Source organism: Nostoc sp., assembly GCF_036917515.1.
Classification (GTDB): Bacteria; Cyanobacteriota; Cyanobacteriia; order Cyanobacteriales; family Nostocaceae; genus Nostoc.
The window spans coordinates 1-18,104 of the sequence record NZ_JBALDE010000156.1 but is presented as its reverse complement, the minus strand read 5'-3'; the positions used below and the strand labels follow the sequence as shown (position 1 = coordinate 18,104).

Annotated in this window: 14 protein-coding genes; 8 read left to right on the top strand and 6 right to left on the bottom strand. The window is 42.4% G+C overall.

Translation table 11 applies throughout. The annotated features are described in order from the left end of the window. Nucleotides 1–9: 9 nt before the first annotated feature. From V7K89_RS20260 to V7K89_RS20245, 4 genes are all read left to right on the top strand, one after another. Nucleotides 10–909: a DMT family transporter gene (locus V7K89_RS20260; RefSeq protein ID WP_335190230.1), complete on the top strand. Its 900-nt coding sequence runs from the start codon at nucleotides 10–12 to the stop codon at nucleotides 907–909. A gap of 67 nt (nucleotides 910–976) precedes the next feature. Next, nucleotides 977–2,014: an aspartate-semialdehyde dehydrogenase gene (locus tag V7K89_RS20255; RefSeq protein WP_335190228.1), complete on the top strand. Its 1,038-nt coding sequence runs from the start codon at nucleotides 977–979 to the stop codon at nucleotides 2,012–2,014. 1 nt (nucleotide 2,015) lies between these two features. Then, nucleotides 2,016–3,116 (top strand): amino acid kinase family protein, encoded by a 1,101-nt coding sequence (locus V7K89_RS20250; RefSeq protein WP_335190226.1) that lies wholly within the window; start codon nucleotides 2,016–2,018, stop codon nucleotides 3,114–3,116. Continuing rightward, nucleotides 3,117–4,148, top strand: coding sequence for a M14 family metallopeptidase (locus V7K89_RS20245; RefSeq protein ID WP_335190224.1), 1,032 nt, complete (start codon nucleotides 3,117–3,119; stop codon nucleotides 4,146–4,148). It begins immediately after the preceding gene. Nucleotides 4,149–4,194: 46 nt separating this feature from the next. Here the strand turns inward: V7K89_RS20245 and V7K89_RS20240 are convergent, their stop codons facing one another. Next, nucleotides 4,195–4,587, bottom strand: a complete 393-nt coding sequence (locus V7K89_RS20240) for a hypothetical protein (protein ID WP_335190222.1) — start codon at nucleotides 4,585–4,587, stop codon at nucleotides 4,195–4,197. A 516-nt stretch (nucleotides 4,588–5,103) separates the two neighbouring features. Here V7K89_RS20240 and V7K89_RS20235 point away from each other — a divergent pair. Both V7K89_RS20235 and V7K89_RS20230 read left to right on the top strand, forming a co-directional pair. After that, nucleotides 5,104–5,520, top strand: coding sequence for a KTSC domain-containing protein (locus tag V7K89_RS20235; RefSeq protein WP_322662161.1), 417 nt, complete (start codon nucleotides 5,104–5,106; stop codon nucleotides 5,518–5,520). Nucleotides 5,521–5,726: 206 nt separating this feature from the next. Continuing rightward, complete coding sequence (locus V7K89_RS20230) at nucleotides 5,727–6,212, top strand: molybdenum cofactor biosynthesis protein MoaE (RefSeq protein ID WP_335190220.1); 486 nt, start codon at nucleotides 5,727–5,729, stop codon at nucleotides 6,210–6,212. A 1,252-nt stretch (nucleotides 6,213–7,464) separates the two neighbouring features. Here the strand turns inward: V7K89_RS20230 and cas12k are convergent. Then, on the bottom strand, nucleotides 7,465–9,384 hold the full coding sequence (cas12k, locus tag V7K89_RS20225) for a type V CRISPR-associated protein Cas12k (protein WP_335190218.1): 1,920 nt from the start codon (nucleotides 9,382–9,384) through the stop codon (nucleotides 7,465–7,467). A gap of 121 nt (nucleotides 9,385–9,505) precedes the next feature. Between cas12k and V7K89_RS20220 the strand changes: the two genes are divergently transcribed. Further along, nucleotides 9,506–9,772 carry a helix-turn-helix domain-containing protein gene (locus V7K89_RS20220; RefSeq protein WP_335190217.1) on the top strand — a complete coding sequence of 89 codons (267 nt, stop codon included), beginning with the start codon at nucleotides 9,506–9,508 and terminating at the stop codon, nucleotides 9,770–9,772. A 126-nt stretch (nucleotides 9,773–9,898) separates the two neighbouring features. Here the strand turns inward: V7K89_RS20220 and V7K89_RS20215 are convergent, their stop codons facing one another. After that, the gene (locus V7K89_RS20215) at nucleotides 9,899–10,204 is read right to left on the bottom strand and encodes a hypothetical protein (protein WP_335190215.1); all 306 of its coding nucleotides are present in this window, start codon (nucleotides 10,202–10,204) and stop codon (nucleotides 9,899–9,901) included. Nucleotides 10,205–10,400: 196 nt separating this feature from the next. Between V7K89_RS20215 and V7K89_RS20210 the strand changes: the two genes are divergently transcribed. Further along, the gene (locus tag V7K89_RS20210; RefSeq protein ID WP_094343937.1) at nucleotides 10,401–10,658 is read left to right on the top strand and encodes a hypothetical protein; all 258 of its coding nucleotides are present in this window, start codon (nucleotides 10,401–10,403) and stop codon (nucleotides 10,656–10,658) included. A gap of 277 nt (nucleotides 10,659–10,935) precedes the next feature. Here the strand turns inward: V7K89_RS20210 and V7K89_RS20205 are convergent, their stop codons facing one another. From V7K89_RS20205 to V7K89_RS20195, 3 genes are all read right to left on the bottom strand, one after another. Next, on the bottom strand, nucleotides 10,936–14,262 hold the full coding sequence (locus V7K89_RS20205) for a Swt1 family HEPN domain-containing protein (RefSeq protein ID WP_335190213.1): 3,327 nt from the start codon (nucleotides 14,260–14,262) through the stop codon (nucleotides 10,936–10,938). A 76-nt stretch (nucleotides 14,263–14,338) separates the two neighbouring features. Then, a complete protein-coding gene (locus V7K89_RS20200) occupies nucleotides 14,339–14,887 on the bottom strand; it encodes an endonuclease domain-containing protein (RefSeq protein ID WP_335190211.1) in 549 nt (182 codons plus the stop codon). Between the two features lie 2 nt (nucleotides 14,888–14,889). Further along, the gene (locus V7K89_RS20195) at nucleotides 14,890–17,811 is read right to left on the bottom strand and encodes a DUF1156 domain-containing protein (protein ID WP_335190209.1); all 2,922 of its coding nucleotides are present in this window, start codon (nucleotides 17,809–17,811) and stop codon (nucleotides 14,890–14,892) included. Nucleotides 17,812–18,104: the final 293 nt, after the last annotated feature.

Genomic DNA, 18,104 nt, shown 5'->3' with positions numbered 1-18,104 from the left:
TATTTAAAGATGAAAAAGGAAAACTTTTCTACTGGGACTATTGAACTGACCGTTGCTATGCTTGTGTCAGGAACAGTTGGTGTATTTTTTAAGGAGTCGCATCAAGCAATTTTTAATGTTGTATTTTTTCGCTGTATATTCGGAGCAATATTCTTGGGTTTATTCTGCTATTTTAAAGGATATTTTAAGCAACACAATTTAACCTTGCGACTACTAACCTTGGCTTTACTCAGTGGTGTATCGCTGATCTTCAATTGGGTATTGATTTTCAAATCCTTCTCTTTAACCTCAATAGCACTGGGGACTGTAGTCTATCATACCCAACCTTTTTTTGTAGTTATACTAGGTAGTTTAATACTTAAGACTACTATTTCCAAAAACAAAATTGGCTGGATTGCGATCGCATTTTTAGGATTAGTGCTGGTTACTAAACTGCGGTTCACTATGGTGTCATTCCACAGTTCTTATATTGTCGGTATATTATTTGCTCTACTCGCAGCTATCTTTTATGCTCTGACTACGCTCCTTGTCAAGTGTCTTGAGGGCGTGCGCCCCCACCTCATCGTCCTAATTCATTTGACACTGGGAGTATTTTTGCTTCTACCTTTCACTTCTCTTGAAAAAGTTCCTCTCTTTGGCAACCACTGGTACTACCTACTGGGGTTAGGTGTAATTCACACTGGTATTGTATACATTTTGATGTATTCATCCTACCAAAAGCTCACAACATCAGCGATCGCAGTTCTTACTTTTGCTAATCCGGCTAGTGCGATGCTTAGTGATTACGTCATCTACGGGCATATCTTAGAGCCAATACAGGGAGTCGGCGTTGCACTCATCGTACTCGCCAGCCTTGCTGTGAACTTAAACTGGTCATTATTACCAACTAACTTGGCTTCAAAGATGTGAGCTAATCAACAACTGTGGATGTTGAACTTAAAATCTTATCCACTACAAAGTTTTTACGGAGAAAGCCATGCCAATTGTTCAGAAAAATCCTAGTATCGCGATTGTCGGAGCGACAGGTATCGTCGGTACTACTTTCTTGTCCCTGTTTGAGGAGCGCTCTTTTAAATATTCAAACTTGCATTTAGTCGCTTCATCGCGCTCAGTCGGTCGTTGCTTAACTCAGGGTGGACGCGATTATGAAGTTTGCGATTTGGCGGACTTTGACTTTACAGGTGTTGACATTGCCTTCTTTGCTGCTGGAACCCCCATTAGTCGTGAGTGGGTAGGCAAGGCAGTAGAGCAAGGTGCAATTGTGATTGACAACACCAATGCGTTTCGGATGAACCCCGATACACCACTTGTTGTTCCGCAGGTAAACCGTCATCTTTTAGTAGAGCGGCCTAAAAGTGGAATCATCGCTAATCCAAACTGCTCAACAATTCCGTTGGTACGCCTTCTACAGCCGATTGAAGAAAGTTACCACGTCAAGCAGGTGATTGTCAGTACATATCAATCTGCTTCTGGTCGAGGTGTCACAGGTATTGAGGAACTCAAAAACGGTTGTTTACAAATCATCAAAACTCCACTAGAACCACCAAAAGCAGAGCGCTTTCCTCTGCCTTTGGCCTTCAATCTGATTCCCAGCATTGATGTGCTTCTTGATAACCACTTCACACTGGAGGAGCAAAAAATGCTTCAGGAGTCGCAGAAGATACTCAACCGTCCTGACTTGAAGGTTTCTGCAACTTGCGTGCGAGTGCCAGTTATTAACTGTCACTCAGAAGCAGTCTATTTTGAATGCGATCGCGACTTAGATCGCAATCATATCGTTGAATTGCTCCGTCATGCTCCAGAAGTGACAGTTTATGACGATGAAGCTACGCAAGGTTATCCGACACCGCGAACCATAGATAATCCCGATTATATCCATGTTGGTCGAATTAGAATTGACCCCAATAATCCCAAAGCTGGATGGTTTTGGCTAGTTTCTGACAATCTTCGGATTGGTGCAGCTTTAAACGCGATCCAAATCGCCGAGGAGATGATTCAAAGGCAGGTGATTTAAAATGCAAATCCGCGTCCTCAAGTTCGGTGGGTCAACCTTTCAACGTAATACTGATTTCAACACCATTGCAGGATTTCTCAAATCTCGGCTCGAACAAGATAGCCAGAAGCTTGTAGTGGTAGTTAGTGCTATGACTGGTCTAACGGATGAGTTTCATAAACTCGCTTTTGAGATCAACACAAATCCATCACCAGAAGCACTAGACTCACTTCTTCCACTTGCTGATACTATCGGGGCAAATCTGCTTCGTTTAGCAGTCGAGGCAACAGGTACTTCTGCGAAAGTCCTCTCTGGCTATCAACTAGGTATTATTACAGACTCCAACTTCTCCCATGCTTCGATCCAAAGAATCGATGGAACAGTGCTAAAACAAGCACTTGCAGAGGTTGATATTGTACTAGTTCCTGGTGGTCAAGCGGTTGATCCACACAATCGTCCCACATTCCTTGGTAGAAACAGTTCTGACTTTACTGCTGTGATCCTAGCAGCAACACTTGAACTTGAAAGTTGCGAGATTTTTTCTGATGTCAGTGGAATTTACAGCGCCGATCCTAATCTCATTCAAAACACTAGACTGCTTAAAACTGTATCTTTTGACACCGCAATCAACTTTTCACTCAGCGGTGCAAAAGTTTTGCACTATATATCAGTACAAGTTGCCAAAGATAAAGGAGTGCAAATCGTCTGTCGATATAATCGGGATGATTATCGTATTGGAACGGTAATCGGCAATGGAAAGACATCAAAGGCGACCATACTCGATCCTCGGTCAATTGTCCTAGAGCTTGCGTCAAAACGAGATTTTGAAATAGCAAGACTTAAGCTACAACTAGCGAATATTCCTGTTATTTTACTCGAAGACCAAAAAGTGCCAATGCTAGTAGTTACTTGTGGTTTTTTTGATGCTGTCAAGTTCTTAGCAGAGTCTGGTATTAACGCACATCACCGAAATTATCTGCTAATTAGTGAATTTAATGGCGATAGCCCAGTACTGAGGCACATCGTCAGTACTAGTCAAGCGATCGAGGTCTGCCAAACAATCCACGATCGCTTGTATAAGCATAGCGAAAGTCCAAAACCGTCACAATCAAATGTGAATTAAATGGATGATATTTACTCTTGGTTTTCTCAAGACTACGCGCAAGCTCAAGAACGTTTCCGAAAAACAACACATTTGTTAGAACACGGAGCAATAGAGGTCAGCGATGGTCTGACTATCGACTGGGCTTGGTCTGGAAACCCCCAGTCTCCTCACGTCCTTGTCTTTAGTAGCGGACTCCACGGCATTGAGGGATTTGCTGGTAGTGCTGCTCAACTTTATTTGCTGTCTCTTAATCCTGAAATCTCTACGCTTTGGCTTCATGTACTCAATCCTTGGGGAATGGCAAATCTGCGACGCGTGGATAGCCAAAACGTAGACCTGAATCGCAACTTTCTCGCTGACGAAAAGGAGTACCAAGGCGTACATCCGACTTATAGTCTCCTTGACCCTCTACTGAATCCACCCTCGCCACCGACAAGGGATTTCTTTTTATTGCAACTCATGCAAGCAGTGCTTCAACATGGCTACGAGAACCTGAAAAGTGCTGTGGCAACAGGGCAATATGAATATCCCCAAGGTCTTTTCTTTGGCGGTAAATCGTTACAGCCTGGGTTGTCTCAACTATTATTATTTCTTGACAAGACGCTTAGTCACCGAGAAAGAATTGTACACGTTGACCTGCACAGTGGTCTCGGCAAGTTTGGCGAACTATCTTTGCTACTTGAAGGAGAGTCTAATCCAGAGCAAGTCGCACGGGCGCACCGTGCATTTGGCTCTAGGTTGAAAAGCCGTTATGACCGCAAAGGTGGCTACCTTGTCCGTGGTGGTTTTACCCACGCTCTGGCACAACGCCTTCATGGTGTCCGATATGATGGGATTACCTGTGAGTTTGGAACTTATAATATGCTCCGTGTTCTAGCTGCGTTACGCAACGAGAATCGACTGTATCACAATGCACAGAGAAGCTTCTTTGTTCCCTCTAAACCGCGATTGCTTGAGGTCTTTTCACCCTCCAAGGTAACATGGCGTAGTCAGGTTTTATTACATGCAATAACAGTTTATAAACAAGCCCGTGTAATGTTGAATGATTAGAACTATGTTAGCGTTTCAGAAATATTTTGGTTTCAAAAAAACCAAATTAATCAGCAGTAGCATAATCTGGCAATACGTTGAGTTCTGAATTCACAGCACTTAGATAATTTTGATCGTTTAAAACTTGTGATGGTAACTTATTTGCATTCACAGCAGCTTTAACCAAATCTTTCGCAAGAATATTTCTATTTTGAGTCTTAAGTATTAGCGCTTCTCCGCTAGGAATACCATGTTGTTGCAAACCTCCTTGATAAGCAAAAGCGACTAGATTTAAAGGCTGAAGGTAATTCACAGAAGTCGAGTTAGTAGATAAATTGTTAGAGTTAATAGCTATTGTTTCACTGTTGTTAGTAGTAGCTGTTTGAGCGCCAGCGATTCCAGGTACAAGAGTAATAGAAGCAAAAATCAGTGCAGAATTTATTAAGGTAGCAAGTTTCATAAGTTATATTTAGGTAAAATGCGATCGGTGTTCCTTAGTAATAGATTCCTCTTTATTATTAATCTCAACTTCCTTCAATCAGGTCATCTGATCGGTTGATCTATGACTCACCCAAAAGGGTGAGCTAATTGAATGACACAAAGAGCAATAGAGACTCGTTAAGCCTAGACACAGAAAAAATTGGTTGAAATTTTCAAGTACTGAACTGAGGCGAGTTGAACATTTATGCAATTTTTCAATTCGCCTCTTGAGTTCCCCTAACAAAGCAGAGATTGCTGTGACAGATGACTCAAACACTCCCATTTACTCAAGCTGAATCGTAAGTATTTCGCCGGATGTCAAAGAAAAACACTTCGTGCTGCTTTGCTAAAACGTCTCTACGCACCTAAAATTCTCGCTTGGGAGAAAAAACTTGACGGCAAAGCGCTTTTATAGTATAAATGTACTACAAAAGCGCTTAAATGTTGCATAAAACTTTACCACTCCCGACTACGCCAATAGGAGAGTACAAAATAAATGAAGCTATCTAAGGTAGACTTGAGCAGTTTAGTAGCGATCGCTCACTCTGATGGATATTTGCAGTTGTTGCTCGACCGAGGTAACGAACTAGAGTTTTTGGAAATTCCGGCACCGATACAAGCTTATGAAGGATTGCAAGAACTGAACGAGGCGATTGCCGAAACGACTGCATTACCTTTTGAAGAAGAACCAATTGTCATGCTACCAGTTGTCTCATCAATGGCTATGGCTGTAGGCTATGATCGCAACGAACAGATTTTGCAAGTTGAGTTTCAAAGTGGAGCAGTTTATCAGTACTTAGGCGTAGATGAGGATACTTGGGAAGATTTACATTCCTCTGACTCAATTGGCAGCTTTTTCAATCAAGAGATTAAAGGTAGATATGACTGCGATCGTCTAGATAATGCAGATTAATGATTAATAACTGCATGTAGGGTTTTCAATAATTCTTGCGTTGTATAAGGTTTAGGTAAAAAGGCTGTACACTCAGCCGTTTTATCGATCGGTACTTGTTCACTTGTTGCCAGTCCATTTACAGCAATAATCGGCAACACTAAACATAAACTAGTAAGGCTTTCTTCAGAGACAATAGAAAAAGCCTATATAATATCAACGCAGTTATGACAACCACACTTACCTCTGCTGTTAAACCAAGAGCCGAAGATAGTTTTGCCATTACCTTTGCGCCATTATCCCTAGAAGAAATCTACGCTAAATCTGACGATCCAGCCAATGGTGCTGTGGTTGTAATGAGTGGTATGGTTCGCAATCAAACCGATGGTAAACCTGTGATTGCTTTAGAGTATCAAGCTTATGAACCGATGGCGTTGCGGATATTTTATCAAATTGCTGCTGATATTCGCTTATCTATGTCTGATGTAAATCGAGTCGTGATTTATCATCGCGTTGGACGTCTGCGAGTTGGGGAAATCAGCGTTTTAGTAGCTGTGGGTTCTCCTCATCGGAGTGAAGCGTTTGAAGCTTGCCAATATGCTATTGATACGCTCAAACATGAAGCACCCATTTGGAAGAAAGAACATTGGCAAGATGGTTCTAGCACCTGGGTGAGTATTGGTGCGTGTGAAACATCAGGAGAAAATTGTTAAGATTTCCAATTTACCGATATTCTTGCCCACAATTATTAAGGGTTTTGACAAAATATTGACAGCCCCAGGTAAACTGCTATTCACTTCTGTACATTCACAAATTAGATGTCGTCGTTCACAAATTAATGTTTTTTTCACACATTAATGTCGCTCTTTCACTAATTAGTGTCGCACCTCATGCGAGATAACCGTTCACAAACTAATGTCGCAATATTAGAAACTTATTGACTGTGTACGGTAACTGGTCAACATCAGACTTGCCAAATAGAAGACCCTGAGCTTAAGTTTAACTTAAGCTCTTGTAACTTCATCTTTATTTCGACATCTCTCACACTGCCTTTCAACCTGCTCAACACGAGAAGAATCATTGTAACTTAAACAAATGTGGCGTTCTAAAAGTTCACTGACCTTTAAACCCGCTCAACACGGGAAGGGTCATTGTAACGAATATTTAGCATCTGCCTGCGTCTAAAGGTTCCTTTCAACCCGCTCGAGACGGGAAGGGTCATTGTAACTTCCTCTTAGAATTGCTCCTAGTAAATCTGTTTTGGTCTTTCAACCCGCTCAATATGGGAAGGGTCATTGTAACTTCCCTCCTTGATGGTAAATTAGCCCTTGCTCGCTTTCAACCCGCTCAACACGGGAAGGGTTATTGTAACCTGAAATAAAGTGAGGGAGTGGGTTTATGTAGACTTTCAACCCGCTCAACACGGGAAGGGTTATTGTAACTTTACAGCAGGCATTGGCTGCTGATTTGGCGGCTGCCGCTTTCAACCCGCTCAACACGGGAAGGGTTATTGTAACCCTTCCTCCATAAAATCCTTGTTTTGTAAAGGATTCCAGAGTTGATAGCGCGGATCTATATTCCATGCTTCTTCAACTACCGTTTGAATGGGCAATTTGTGTGCCATTAAACGCTAAAACCCTTTCACCGCAAGCGCGAATCGACTAAAGATTTTTAATCTCTTCTAATGCCTGGAAACAAGGATTGGTATGGGTTCCCCCTTGATCGGAGGTGATTTAGTAGCCACTACAGCAGTATATCCGCGCCCTTATTGCTGGGAGCGCACCTTATTCCTGTCCGGAGACAGCAGCATCAGGGTGAGCAGCTACTAGGGTCAGAAAGCAAGACTATCTTCCAATAGTCAAACTACCCCATATTTTTCACAGATCAGCGGTTACAAAGAACATGAACTGCGGCGCTATTATTTATTTTATTGTCAAGGTTCGGTATATTTGCTCAATCTGAAGATTAAGATTTATTTTGACGAAAGTGGTAAGCAGCGATCGCTAAATCTCGCGCTTTTTCTTGAGGACTATCTCGAATAGGTTGTGGGCCTTGTTCTATAGAAATGTTTGCCTTAGCTGCTTGGCTCTGAATACACTCAATCAATCTGTTATAGCTCCAACGATGGATACTCTGGCGGTACTGTTTAGCATACTGTTGCTGGCCTTCTTTGTAATTAGGACATCTTTTCACTGCCCTAGCTTCTATTTCACTTTGGATGGCCTCACGTACATTTTTCATTGTGGGTAGAACAATGCTGCCAGCTTGGTAAGTTTTAGCTAACGTGATAATTGCTTGTGCTAGTAAGTTATCAATGTGCTTTCCTAACTCCAATTCTGACAACTTAATTTGTGTGTTCCTTTTTTGAGCTTTGTGGCGTTCATGAGAATTACGTTGCTGCTGCTGTCGCTGACGGTTCAGTAACTTGTAATTATCACCAAGTAGCTGTTTAACACTACGATACGCAAGAACTTTATTTGTGGGACAGTCAACAATAGCTATTGTTGCAGGCTTTTCTAAACCCAAACTCACACCAATGAGAATTGATGTTTTACCCTGATACAATGTTTGATTAGGGCGTGGGTAGGCGGTGTCGATTTTAGTGAGTGTTGAGTTAAGGCGTTTAACATAAATTCGCTGATGTTTATTTAATTTTTCTTTTTTTTCCATGTCCGCCAGGTCTTGAGTAATTTCGTCTACTTTTTCTTGCCTAAACTCCTGAGTCCCTTCAATCGTCCACAAGCGAGTATCAACGCTGCAAGAAAGAGTTAAACGATGAACCTTCCAGGGAAGGTCATTGCCTTTATTGTGTTGCCATGCTAAACGTCCTGAACGTAAAGTAAACAGAGAAGATGAATACTGGTCTTTGTTGTTGCGCTTAATGCTCTGATCTTCTAAAAATCTTTGAAACCAATGAATTTGTTTATTATCGCAGTAAATTTCAAAGATAGGATTATTGAATTCTTTCCCTGAAAAGCTAACACAAATACGACCTTTTTCATTTTTTGACCAAATAAGGTCTTCGTTGCTTGTAAATTGAACTGGAAATGGTATCGAACTAGGATTTTGTAAGAGATGCTTCTGCCAAATTTTAAATTGATTTTCGCTTTCAGGAACATTGGTAGTTGCTACTAAAAGGCTTTGTAGCCACTTTTGTCCTGTTAAATCACGACCACTAGGTATCCTCGATTTCAGTTGTTCTTTAAGACGTTCAATCTCTTTCAATTTTTTGCTACGACGTAGAGCATACCGATTAGGGTCTTCCTCTTCTTCGCTAACCTGACAATTATTTTTCAATACGTAAGCGATAGCACACCGATTAAGAGGAATCTTTGCTTGATCGTAAGCCTTAAATAAAATGTCAAACAGTGTATAATTATTGTTTTTGCTTTTTTTACGCTTATTTACATTCCCATTTGTAATGTTTTGCTTATGAATTTCTTCAACCTTAGCAATATAGTGCGGCAAAATTTTAATAGCTTTAGCGCGAATAATCTTTAAACTAAAGTTACTTTCTTGTTCCAGTTCTACATCACTTTTGAGCATATTGAGCCAATGCTCTTTTTTATCGATTTTTTGTTGTCGTTCTTTCTGTAATGCCAACCAAGACTTGTAAATATACTCGACTACTTCAATAGCTGATTTATAAAAACGCTTAGGTTGGTTAACAAAGCGTTCTTGAGTACTGAGTGAGTCACACAGTGGTTTGATTACTCCATTTGGTAGTTTGCCCTTCTTCAACCACTGCTCCATATCAGGATGTATTCTTAGCTGTTCAAGTAGTTCATTAATCAAAGGTGTATTTTTCTCCGCCATCAATTGCCACAGATGGCGGCGGGTATCTTCGCTGGCTACTAATCGACATTGAATTGTGATTACGCTCATAGCAATTTCTATTTTCTAAACTTCACTAAATACACCGATGTCCTCAAAATAACATTTATAGTGTGCAAAATCACACTTATTATGTGTAGATTTATGATTGACAGTACCTCACTATTAGTGTGTGACGGAAAACAACATTAATATTGAATATCGTTTTGGAAAAGCGATAAGACGAAGACGGCGAGAACTGGATTACTCTCAAGAAGAACTGGCTGAAAAAGCTGGGCTTCACCGTAATTACATCTCAAGTATTGAGACAGGAACTCGTAATCCTTCTCTCAAAAATATTGAAAAGCTGGCAAAAGCATTAAAAATCTCCATTTCTGCTCTTTTTACTAATTACAGCATTGAGGCAGAGCATACATCAGAAAAAGATACTGAGTGCTAGTTTTTTGTAATTTAGTACATAAATACATAATTTTGTCCTTCCAGTACTACAATAAAATACAAACACGTCAAAAATAAGAAAGAGACGTGAGGTTAGCCACGTCTTCAGGTGATAAGAGAAAAACCATTAAGCGGCTACATCCGCGACCAGTAGCCCGTTGACAGCAATGATCAAAAGTTGCGCTGAAGCAGAGGTGTCACAGCAATGTCTTTTATCGCTATTGCAGGGTTGTGTTACCCATTTACCCTCAAGGTTCTGATAAAAAGTTCCAAGCAGATGGGAACCGTTCCAAACTCGATACAGTTCTCCCAGTTCATCTGGTACTGAGTCGATTTCAATTTCTGGTGCTACTGCGTCAGCTAAATCGTCAATATGTTGCTCAAACTCTGATTGAGCCGAGGCTTGGTTATCAAAGTCGTCTTGTATAATCATCTAAGTAACCTCATTGATGGGGTTTAACAAAAGGCGATCGCAGTCTCTTCCCGGAGGACGATCGCCTTTGTTTTGTTACTATATTGTAATTACTTGTTATTGCTAAAACAAGAGCGTTACTACAAAATTTTCAAAATTCACCACAATTAAGGTAAATAGAGTTATTACAGATTGAAAGTTTTCAGCAGAAAGTAGTATGGCAAAGCGGCAGACAACAAAATTGAGCAATCAGATTATTGTCAGAATGGATGATGAGACAAAGGAAGCTTTTATGAATAAAGCTAAGGCTGAAGGCAAGACAGCCTCAGAATTGATCATGGGATGGATTCGTTCTTACATGGCTGAAGAACTCCAAGGAACTCCAGACTTAGCCAAAATGCAAGCGGACTTGGAGAATCTAAAACAACAAGTTGCTGCACTCCAAAATGAATACTTGGGAAAATTAGCAGCCTGAGAGAAGAGAACGATTCTCTCAGGCTATGGATAGATCAAATTATCAGTTCTGCCCCTAAGAACCCAAAAAACCCGTCAGATGCCTGACGGGTTTAGTTTTGTTAAGGAGATTAACTATGGGAAGATACGTGGTTACTACATGTAATAAATAAGTAGTAACTATAATTGAGGCTGCGATCGCACTCAAATCCGTTAACCCACAAGACTTTCCCTTACTTCTTCGGATGTGACGTAATGCTTTACCTCATTACTATCTAACAAGTTTATCTACCTCAACTTCATTCTTGTTCAAATCCCTGATTACTAAATTTGAGAACCCGGCAATTCTCGCTGACTGTGCGAATTACATTATCTGGTACTCCTTCAGGGACAGTGACCTGAAGTTCCAAGGTAATTTCTACTTCAGCATCTACCAAACTACTGAGGTGTTGAATAACCTCGTCTGCTATTTGTGCTACGTCACGTCTTAGCCGCAATGCGTCCAATTTGACTGAACCATAGAAACGTTTTGGTGGAACTATGACAGTTACTTGGCTATCAGAGGAGCCATCTGCTGTTACTACAGTGTCAATAGTTTTTTCCTTTTCAGTTTTATAGCTTCCTGTTTTTTCTTTAACTACTGGTGGAGTTACAGGTTTAACAGCAGCATCTGTCTCAAACTGGCGTTGCGCTACTTCTGGCTTAACTATCAGATTTTGACTGCTAAGGGTTAGAGTAATGTGTTCAGCTGCTTTCAAACCAAGATAACGTCCTTTGGATTCATCCCAGCCTGTGGCATAAGCAAAGTTTTCATTCCACAGTACTGCTGCAACTCCTTCTGCGATCGCTTCTAATAGCACTTGTTGATTTTTGATGCGTGGCAGGTAAAGGTAGTATGCTAAGTACTCCCACAACTTCTTAAGGTCGAGGTGGTTTACATCGCGCCAGAGATATGGATCAAGGGCTTCTAGGCGCAGACGACTAGCGGCATAGTTAGAAATCAAATGTTCTTCATGAACTGCTTTTCGGCTTGCTTGCACAATAGGAGAGTCTTGCTTTTGCAATCGAATTTCTTGCCATTCAATTTCTCCTTGGGGGTCGGGTTGCGTCGGCACTAACAACCAGATATAAGCTTCCTGAATTAAACTTTTTACATCTTTGTCGGTTTGCTGTTGTTTAGTCGTCGCCTGATTGCTTTGAAAAACATCTAAGTTTAAAGCTTCTTTATCCCGAATAATCGAATTCCAGGCGAGGTACTGGCAAACAGATTGTTCTAATAGCTCCAGTTTTGCCTTATCTGGTGCCAGGAACAGCAACATATTTTTGCAATACCGAGGACTGGCTCCCTTTTGGTTCAGTATTTCTTCAGCTCTGGTGCGGGCTTGGGTTTCGCTTTCCTTATTTTTATAGGGATGTTGTGGCCCCATAACAACCAGCCTTACAGCCATTTCATCAGGAACATCTGCCGAGGAGTCGGGAGCAATATGTACTCCGGCAAACTCACCACGATCCTTGTCAGCCTTTAATCGGAGAATGATTTCATCCCAAACTTTATCCTGATCCTGTTGGATTTGCTCGGCTCGGTCTTGGGCAAGTCTGGTGACACTAGGCTGAGTTGAGAACCAGTAACGAGTGTTATCGACATAAAGATGTGTGGACTGGTCGGTAAGTCGGCGCAAAGCATCGCCAAAAGTTGCAGCACTTTCCCCTGGTTGAACACACCCCAACTTGATCCGATGATCTTCTACACCGCGATTGGCTGCTCTCAGAGTGGGAGCAGAACCAAGGTAAATTGTCCGAGCAACGTGGCGACAGGCAGAGTAACGTCCTAAGTTCGGATTTTGGCGATCGCACGCCAATGGTAGAGAATTATATCCATCTACATCTTTTTCAATCACTGGCACCCAGTTATCTTCCAGGTAGCGAGTCAATTCTGTTTGTACCTGTCCGTCATCCATTGGCACGCTGGCAGGCATGATTAACAAACTCTTGTCCTGTCCTTCCCAAAGTGAATGAATCACCTTTGCCATCAGTCGCAGCACACCCCGCGTGCGTTGGAATTTGTCGAGAGTTGACCAGTCATTATAAAGTCGGTCAAACAGTTCTGGATGGATAGGATAGGCATTTTCTAGCCGTCGTTTGTAACTACCTTCTCGGCATTCACTAGGAAATTCCTGAGATTGGTTTTGGTACATTTCTGCAAAGGCACGGATGATGGCATCACGGGCAATAAAGCCATTTTCTTCGGTGATGGGTTGAAACAGCCGCCGCCGCACAATTTCAAAGCTTTCATCGGCACTTGCTGGTCGCCAAGGAGATTCAACTCTGCCAATAGCATTTTTGAGTCTACTTAAGGCTGCTTTACCGCGATCGCCTCCAATCTCATTATCAGATGCAGGAATACTCACGACCAAAAGAGTTTGGTTAGCGTTTTTTGCCGACTCACTCAAAGTCTGGGCAAAGGTAAAGTGAGTGTCAAAGCTGCCCCCTGGAAGGTCGTTTATTTCGTGAAGCTGTCGCGCATAAGCTACCCATTCATCAATTAAAATCAGGCAGGGTGCATAGCGGTTAAAGACGAGCCGTAGAGTATCGCCAGGGTTCGTTGAAGTTTCATCTGCTTCTCGAATCATATCGTAGGCTTCCCTACCGCCCAGTTGCCAAGCTAATTCGCCCCAGAGTGTGCGGACAACTGTGCCATCTTTTTTATGTTGAGGCTGACCGGGAGAAATTTTATTTCCTACCAGCACTGCTGTGTTAACTTTTGGCGGAGGTAAAACATTTGCCGCTTCCAGCACTGGTTCCAATCCGGGTAACTGGGATGCTGGAACTCCCATGAACAGGTGGTATAGTGCCAGCATCGCGTGGGTTTTGCCGCCACCAAAGTTAGTTTGGAGTTCGATAACAGGGTCGCCCTGATTGCTAGCAAGACGTAGCAAGGCATTTGTGAGCAGTTGTTTTAGCCCTTCGGTGAGAAAAGTACGACTAAAAAACTCTGTAGGTATACGGTATTCGTCCGAACCTTCATCTAAATAAACTTGCCAAAGGTCAGCAGCAAATTCTGCTTGTTGGTAGCTACCAGAAGCAACATCTGGGTGAGGTGTAACAATTTCCCGCCAGGGTTTTAAACCGCCTACAGGATTGCCCTCTAGAGGTTGGAGAGTAGCACGACGAGTTTCACGACGGGCTTGTTCTGTAAAGCGTAGCCGCAAAAGTTCTTGTTTTTGTTTATCAACTTCATCTGCTTCTGGTGCGGAAAAAGCAGAAAGTAACCGCGATACGCTATCAAGAGCGCGATAGGCATCATCTGTAGAGAGTGGCTTGTTGTGCGCCCAAGAGTTGCGCGTGTCAATTAATTCGACAACCAAGCTTCTTTCAGCATTGCCCAGAGTCTTTTTGAACACTTCACGCCACTGATTAGACATGAGTTTCAGCAGTGCTGATTCGTCCTGCTTGAGGATTTGCTGGACATTACGTCTGAGGCTGTGGTCTTCTGGAACAAAAGGTGTAGCGGCAACTACCCACTTATCGCCATAAACGGAACGCATTTCCCTTTCCACAAAAGGATATAAGCCATCTCTCAAAAGGTCTAGCACCCTGCCAACTCGTTCGCGGTTACTTACGGACATAGATTTTTTATACTAATGTTTATAGTTGAATTTGCCCTCACCCCTGCCCCTCTCCCATCCTGGGAGAGGGGTAAAATTACTCCCCTTCTCCCAGGATGGGAGAAGGGGCTGGGGGATGAGGGCTATCTAGGATAAAAACGTGACTAATAATTTCTAAAGCTGCAGATAAATTTGTTTCTACTAAATCGCTACTAATACGTATAAACCGCAATCCCAACGATTCAAGTAATTCTTGACGTTGTTGATCTAGAATCTTTTGAGATTCATGAATGGCTCCGTCTACTTCAACGATTAGACGTTCTGCTGCACAAAAAAAATCAACAATAAAACAGCCAATTGGTTGCTGACGACGGAATTTCCTACCTTCTAACTTTCTATTTCGCAAGGCTTGCCACAGGATGGCTTCACTAGGTGTAGGTTCTTTGCGAAACTGACGGGCTACCTCTTTCATTTTTTGGCGGAGGACTGGGGAGACTTGCCAGTTGTCAGAAGCGCCCTCACTCCCACCCCCTCTCCCAGCATGGGAGAGGGGAGTAGGATTAGTTTGTTGTGATCTTGTTCCCCCTCTTCCATATTGGGAGAGGGGGTTAGGGGGTGAGGGTAATGAAGGCTTTTCAAATTCCATCTTTAAAACAACGCTACTTGTAAAGGAATCTTTTCTTCGGTTTCAGCAGCGAGGCGAGAAATTTCTGGCCAGGAAATCACTAAGCTGTTGTAAGCGACACCTTCAGCAGCCCAGCCTTTTCTGTCGCAAATGTTATACAGCCGATAAGCTAATTCCCTTGCTGCTTCTCCTATGGTTCCCAGTTGAGATAGCAAATTTGCAGCGCCTTGATTTCCAGCACCGTCTTGCAATTCCCGAATCATGTGCTGTGTGGCTTCCCAGACAGTGAGGCGGTTATCGGTTTGGGGATTCCAATTTTTGGGTAATTCGTCGCGGCGTAATAGTCGCACTTTACCTGCTTTGGCTGTGAGGATGCCAGCGTCTACCAAGCCTTGCACTGCTGTATTCTTAGCTTTAGAGAGGGTTTCAGCATCGCCAAATAAACCTTCATTAAAGGTATGCTGTTCAAACCAAATCAACGCGAAGCGGGTTTCAGCGTCAAATTCTCCTTCTTGTTCGGCGAGAAATTCGTCTAAGGTTTGGTTAATTAGTTGTAGGGCGGTACGTACAGGCATTCGTTCGCCGTCTGATTCCAGGATTTTGCTATAGCGAGAGTATATTTCCATACCCGGGCCAATGCTGGCTTGTGCCAAGTCTACCGGGGCGATGTTGCCTTGTTGGAGTTTTTGCAGTGCATCTGGGAGTTCGCGTTTGAGAATGTTGACCAATTGACGGCGGGTTGTGGATGGTGCGGTTTCTGGGCGAGGACGGCATACAAGAGCAATGGATGAGGCGAGGGCATTGGTGCCACTAGCAACCGTGCGGTTACTTAATTCTGTTCGCATTGGCCAAGTGCCAGTAATGGTAAAACCAGCTTTTATAAGTCCTTCAAGCATGGTTTCCCATCCGGTTGAAGCTCTACTATCACCGTTTCCCTTCCCCTTCGTGAGAGAAACTTCATCATCGGTTTCTGTTTGCTTGAAAGCATAATAAACAGTCAAAGGATATCCGTCATGCGCCATCTCACGCATCCGTTTAAAAGTTTCACCTAGTCCTGTCTCAAAAAATTCTTTTGCTTTTTGTTTACTACCACCAAAGCGATAAGGTGTAGCCACTAATTCTCGTTCTTTATCAGGAATAAGTATAGTACTGAAAAGATCGGGATAGATAGAACTTAGAGAACGTCGTAGCCAAACATAAAAAAACTCTGAGAGGTCGGCGTAGCCAATATTATCGTAGTAGGGTGGGTCTGTAGAAACAACTATTGATTTTGCGTAAATATCTGATTTAGTAGCATCTATGCGTTCGACAAATCCTTCAGTGCTACAAGGAGAAATTTCAATTACTTTGGCTATCCAATCAACTGCACCAATAAAGTTACCAGTTGACTCACTTAAAGGATTCGCTTCTGCAAAGTCCCACGTCATTGGAATTGCTTGACGAGCAAAAGTATTACGTGTGCTATCTCTACCTGTATCCCAAGAACAAATTGTTGAATTTCTATCGGATAATCTATCAACAGCGATCGCTAAATAAGTTGCCACTGCATCCGCATAAGCAGTTGCACCCTTACCACCTTCACAAAAAGGTAAACTATCATCTGGTATTTCAAAAGCTACAGCATCAGAAAGTATCTTTTCCCGTGCTTCGCGCACCAAGTCACTGAAAGTAGTTAGTGCTACGAGCTGACGGGAAGAAAACAAGTCTGCATATTTTGTCATTCCGTAAAGCGGAACATTAACAGCAGCTTTACCAACAAGTTCCGTTTCAGGCTTCCATTCTGGTTTTATAGAAGCTACTATTTTTTTATGTTCTTCATTTGGTGGTAAATACGCCCGCCCACCTTGTCCTTGTGCCACAATAGCCATTAATTTAGCCCCTATAGCTCCCGCTTTCCCTTCAGCGCGAACATAATCCAAAGGCATAGGAGTACTGCAAGAAATACAAATTGCACCTTTGCGGCTAACAGTTTCATTTAGTGGCTTACCCTTGCCAGACTTCACTTGAAAACTTACTACAGGTGGTTGCTGGCTACGATTAATAATTGGTTCTACCCAAGCTTCCTTCCCTTTCTTAGTTGAAAGTTCAAAAGAACGTACCAACGGCATTTGACAACCACAAGCTGGGTTAGGACATTTCACAGTCCTTGCCCACAGCCAAGCAATCACCGTTGCTTCAGTGTCCCCATACTCCTGCGATAAATTCACCTTGGGATATAAATGTCCAATTTGCTTAAAAGCTTGCTCCCGCATCCATTGCCCGTAATAGCGCACATCTTCAGCTAAACCCTGTGCCCCATACCATGTTTTAGTTTTTAGAGAATTTTTCCGAGAATCAGGGTTAACAGGAGGCAAATTTGCAAACTTCGGTGGAATTTCAATCAAGGCTTTAGTAATCAAAACCGCTACAGGATTAATATCACTACCATGTGCTTCTAACCCCAATCTTTGGGCTTCCAAAGGTATACTACCCCCACCACAAAAGGGATCATAAATAGGTGGTGCGTGTTTGCTTAAATACTCTGTTACTTCTTCCGGTTTAGTTGGTGGTTCGTCACCTTTTTCCCAAGCAAGGCAACGAGCAATTTCTCTTTGTGCTTCCTCAACTACACTGATATTTGTTATGTCATCCCAAGATACTAAACTGCGAACAGTTTGGGTTGACTTTCCCCTGGTTTCAATATTTTCAATTCGCCCAATTAAGTCATGTAATCGTTGGCGTTCTTTTTCTTGTTCCTCTTCAGTGGGAAATTTGTCAGGATAAGTTGAGGGATCATCTACTAAAGATGCAAACAAAACTGCTCGACAAGCTGCCAAAGGTCGCCGCGCCCACCACAAATGTAGCGTTGAAGGATGTCCATGCCTAATTGATTTTTCTCTAGCAGATTCTTGATTAATCGCTTCCAGTGGTAATGCGACTTCGATTAGCTTCTTCCGGTAGGTCATTCATTTGGCCAGACTTTTATAATTGAAGCCTTGTTTTTCTACCAGCAAGCAGCGCAAAAGGTTCCGAATGAGTTGACTTACGGAATCATTGCATCAAAGAATTTATTGGGCTAATTAGCCTTTGTTGATTGTTGCTTGCTTAACTTAGTTACAGAGCTTCATCCGGTAATTATAGTTTCGATAAATCGTAGATGTATCTAAGTTATAGCAACCGCCAGGTTGGTTAGGACACTAAACTCAGAACATACTCCATTGCCGCTCGCAAGGTAGGGAAGTACTCCAGTTGCTTGCGG

Coding starts and splice junctions, on each gene's coding strand:
- V7K89_RS20260 (WP_335190230.1), top strand. CDS start 10: ATGAAAAAGGAAAACTTTTCTACTGGGACTATTGAACTGACCGTTGCT.
- V7K89_RS20255 (WP_335190228.1), top strand. CDS start 977: ATGCCAATTGTTCAGAAAAATCCTAGTATCGCGATTGTCGGAGCGACA.
- V7K89_RS20250 (WP_335190226.1), top strand. CDS start 2,016: ATGCAAATCCGCGTCCTCAAGTTCGGTGGGTCAACCTTTCAACGTAAT.
- V7K89_RS20245 (WP_335190224.1), top strand. CDS start 3,117: ATGGATGATATTTACTCTTGGTTTTCTCAAGACTACGCGCAAGCTCAA.
- V7K89_RS20240 (WP_335190222.1), bottom strand. CDS start 4,587: ATGAAACTTGCTACCTTAATAAATTCTGCACTGATTTTTGCTTCTATT.
- V7K89_RS20235 (WP_322662161.1), top strand. CDS start 5,104: ATGAAGCTATCTAAGGTAGACTTGAGCAGTTTAGTAGCGATCGCTCAC.
- V7K89_RS20230 (WP_335190220.1), top strand. CDS start 5,727: ATGACAACCACACTTACCTCTGCTGTTAAACCAAGAGCCGAAGATAGT.
- cas12k (WP_335190218.1), bottom strand. CDS start 9,384: ATGAGCGTAATCACAATTCAATGTCGATTAGTAGCCAGCGAAGATACC.
- V7K89_RS20215 (WP_335190215.1), bottom strand. CDS start 10,204: ATGATTATACAAGACGACTTTGATAACCAAGCCTCGGCTCAATCAGAG.
- V7K89_RS20210 (WP_094343937.1), top strand. CDS start 10,401: ATGGCAAAGCGGCAGACAACAAAATTGAGCAATCAGATTATTGTCAGA.
- V7K89_RS20205 (WP_335190213.1), bottom strand. CDS start 14,262: ATGTCCGTAAGTAACCGCGAACGAGTTGGCAGGGTGCTAGACCTTTTG.
- V7K89_RS20200 (WP_335190211.1), bottom strand. CDS start 14,887: ATGGAATTTGAAAAGCCTTCATTACCCTCACCCCCTAACCCCCTCTCC.
- V7K89_RS20195 (WP_335190209.1), bottom strand. CDS start 17,811: ATGACCTACCGGAAGAAGCTAATCGAAGTCGCATTACCACTGGAAGCG.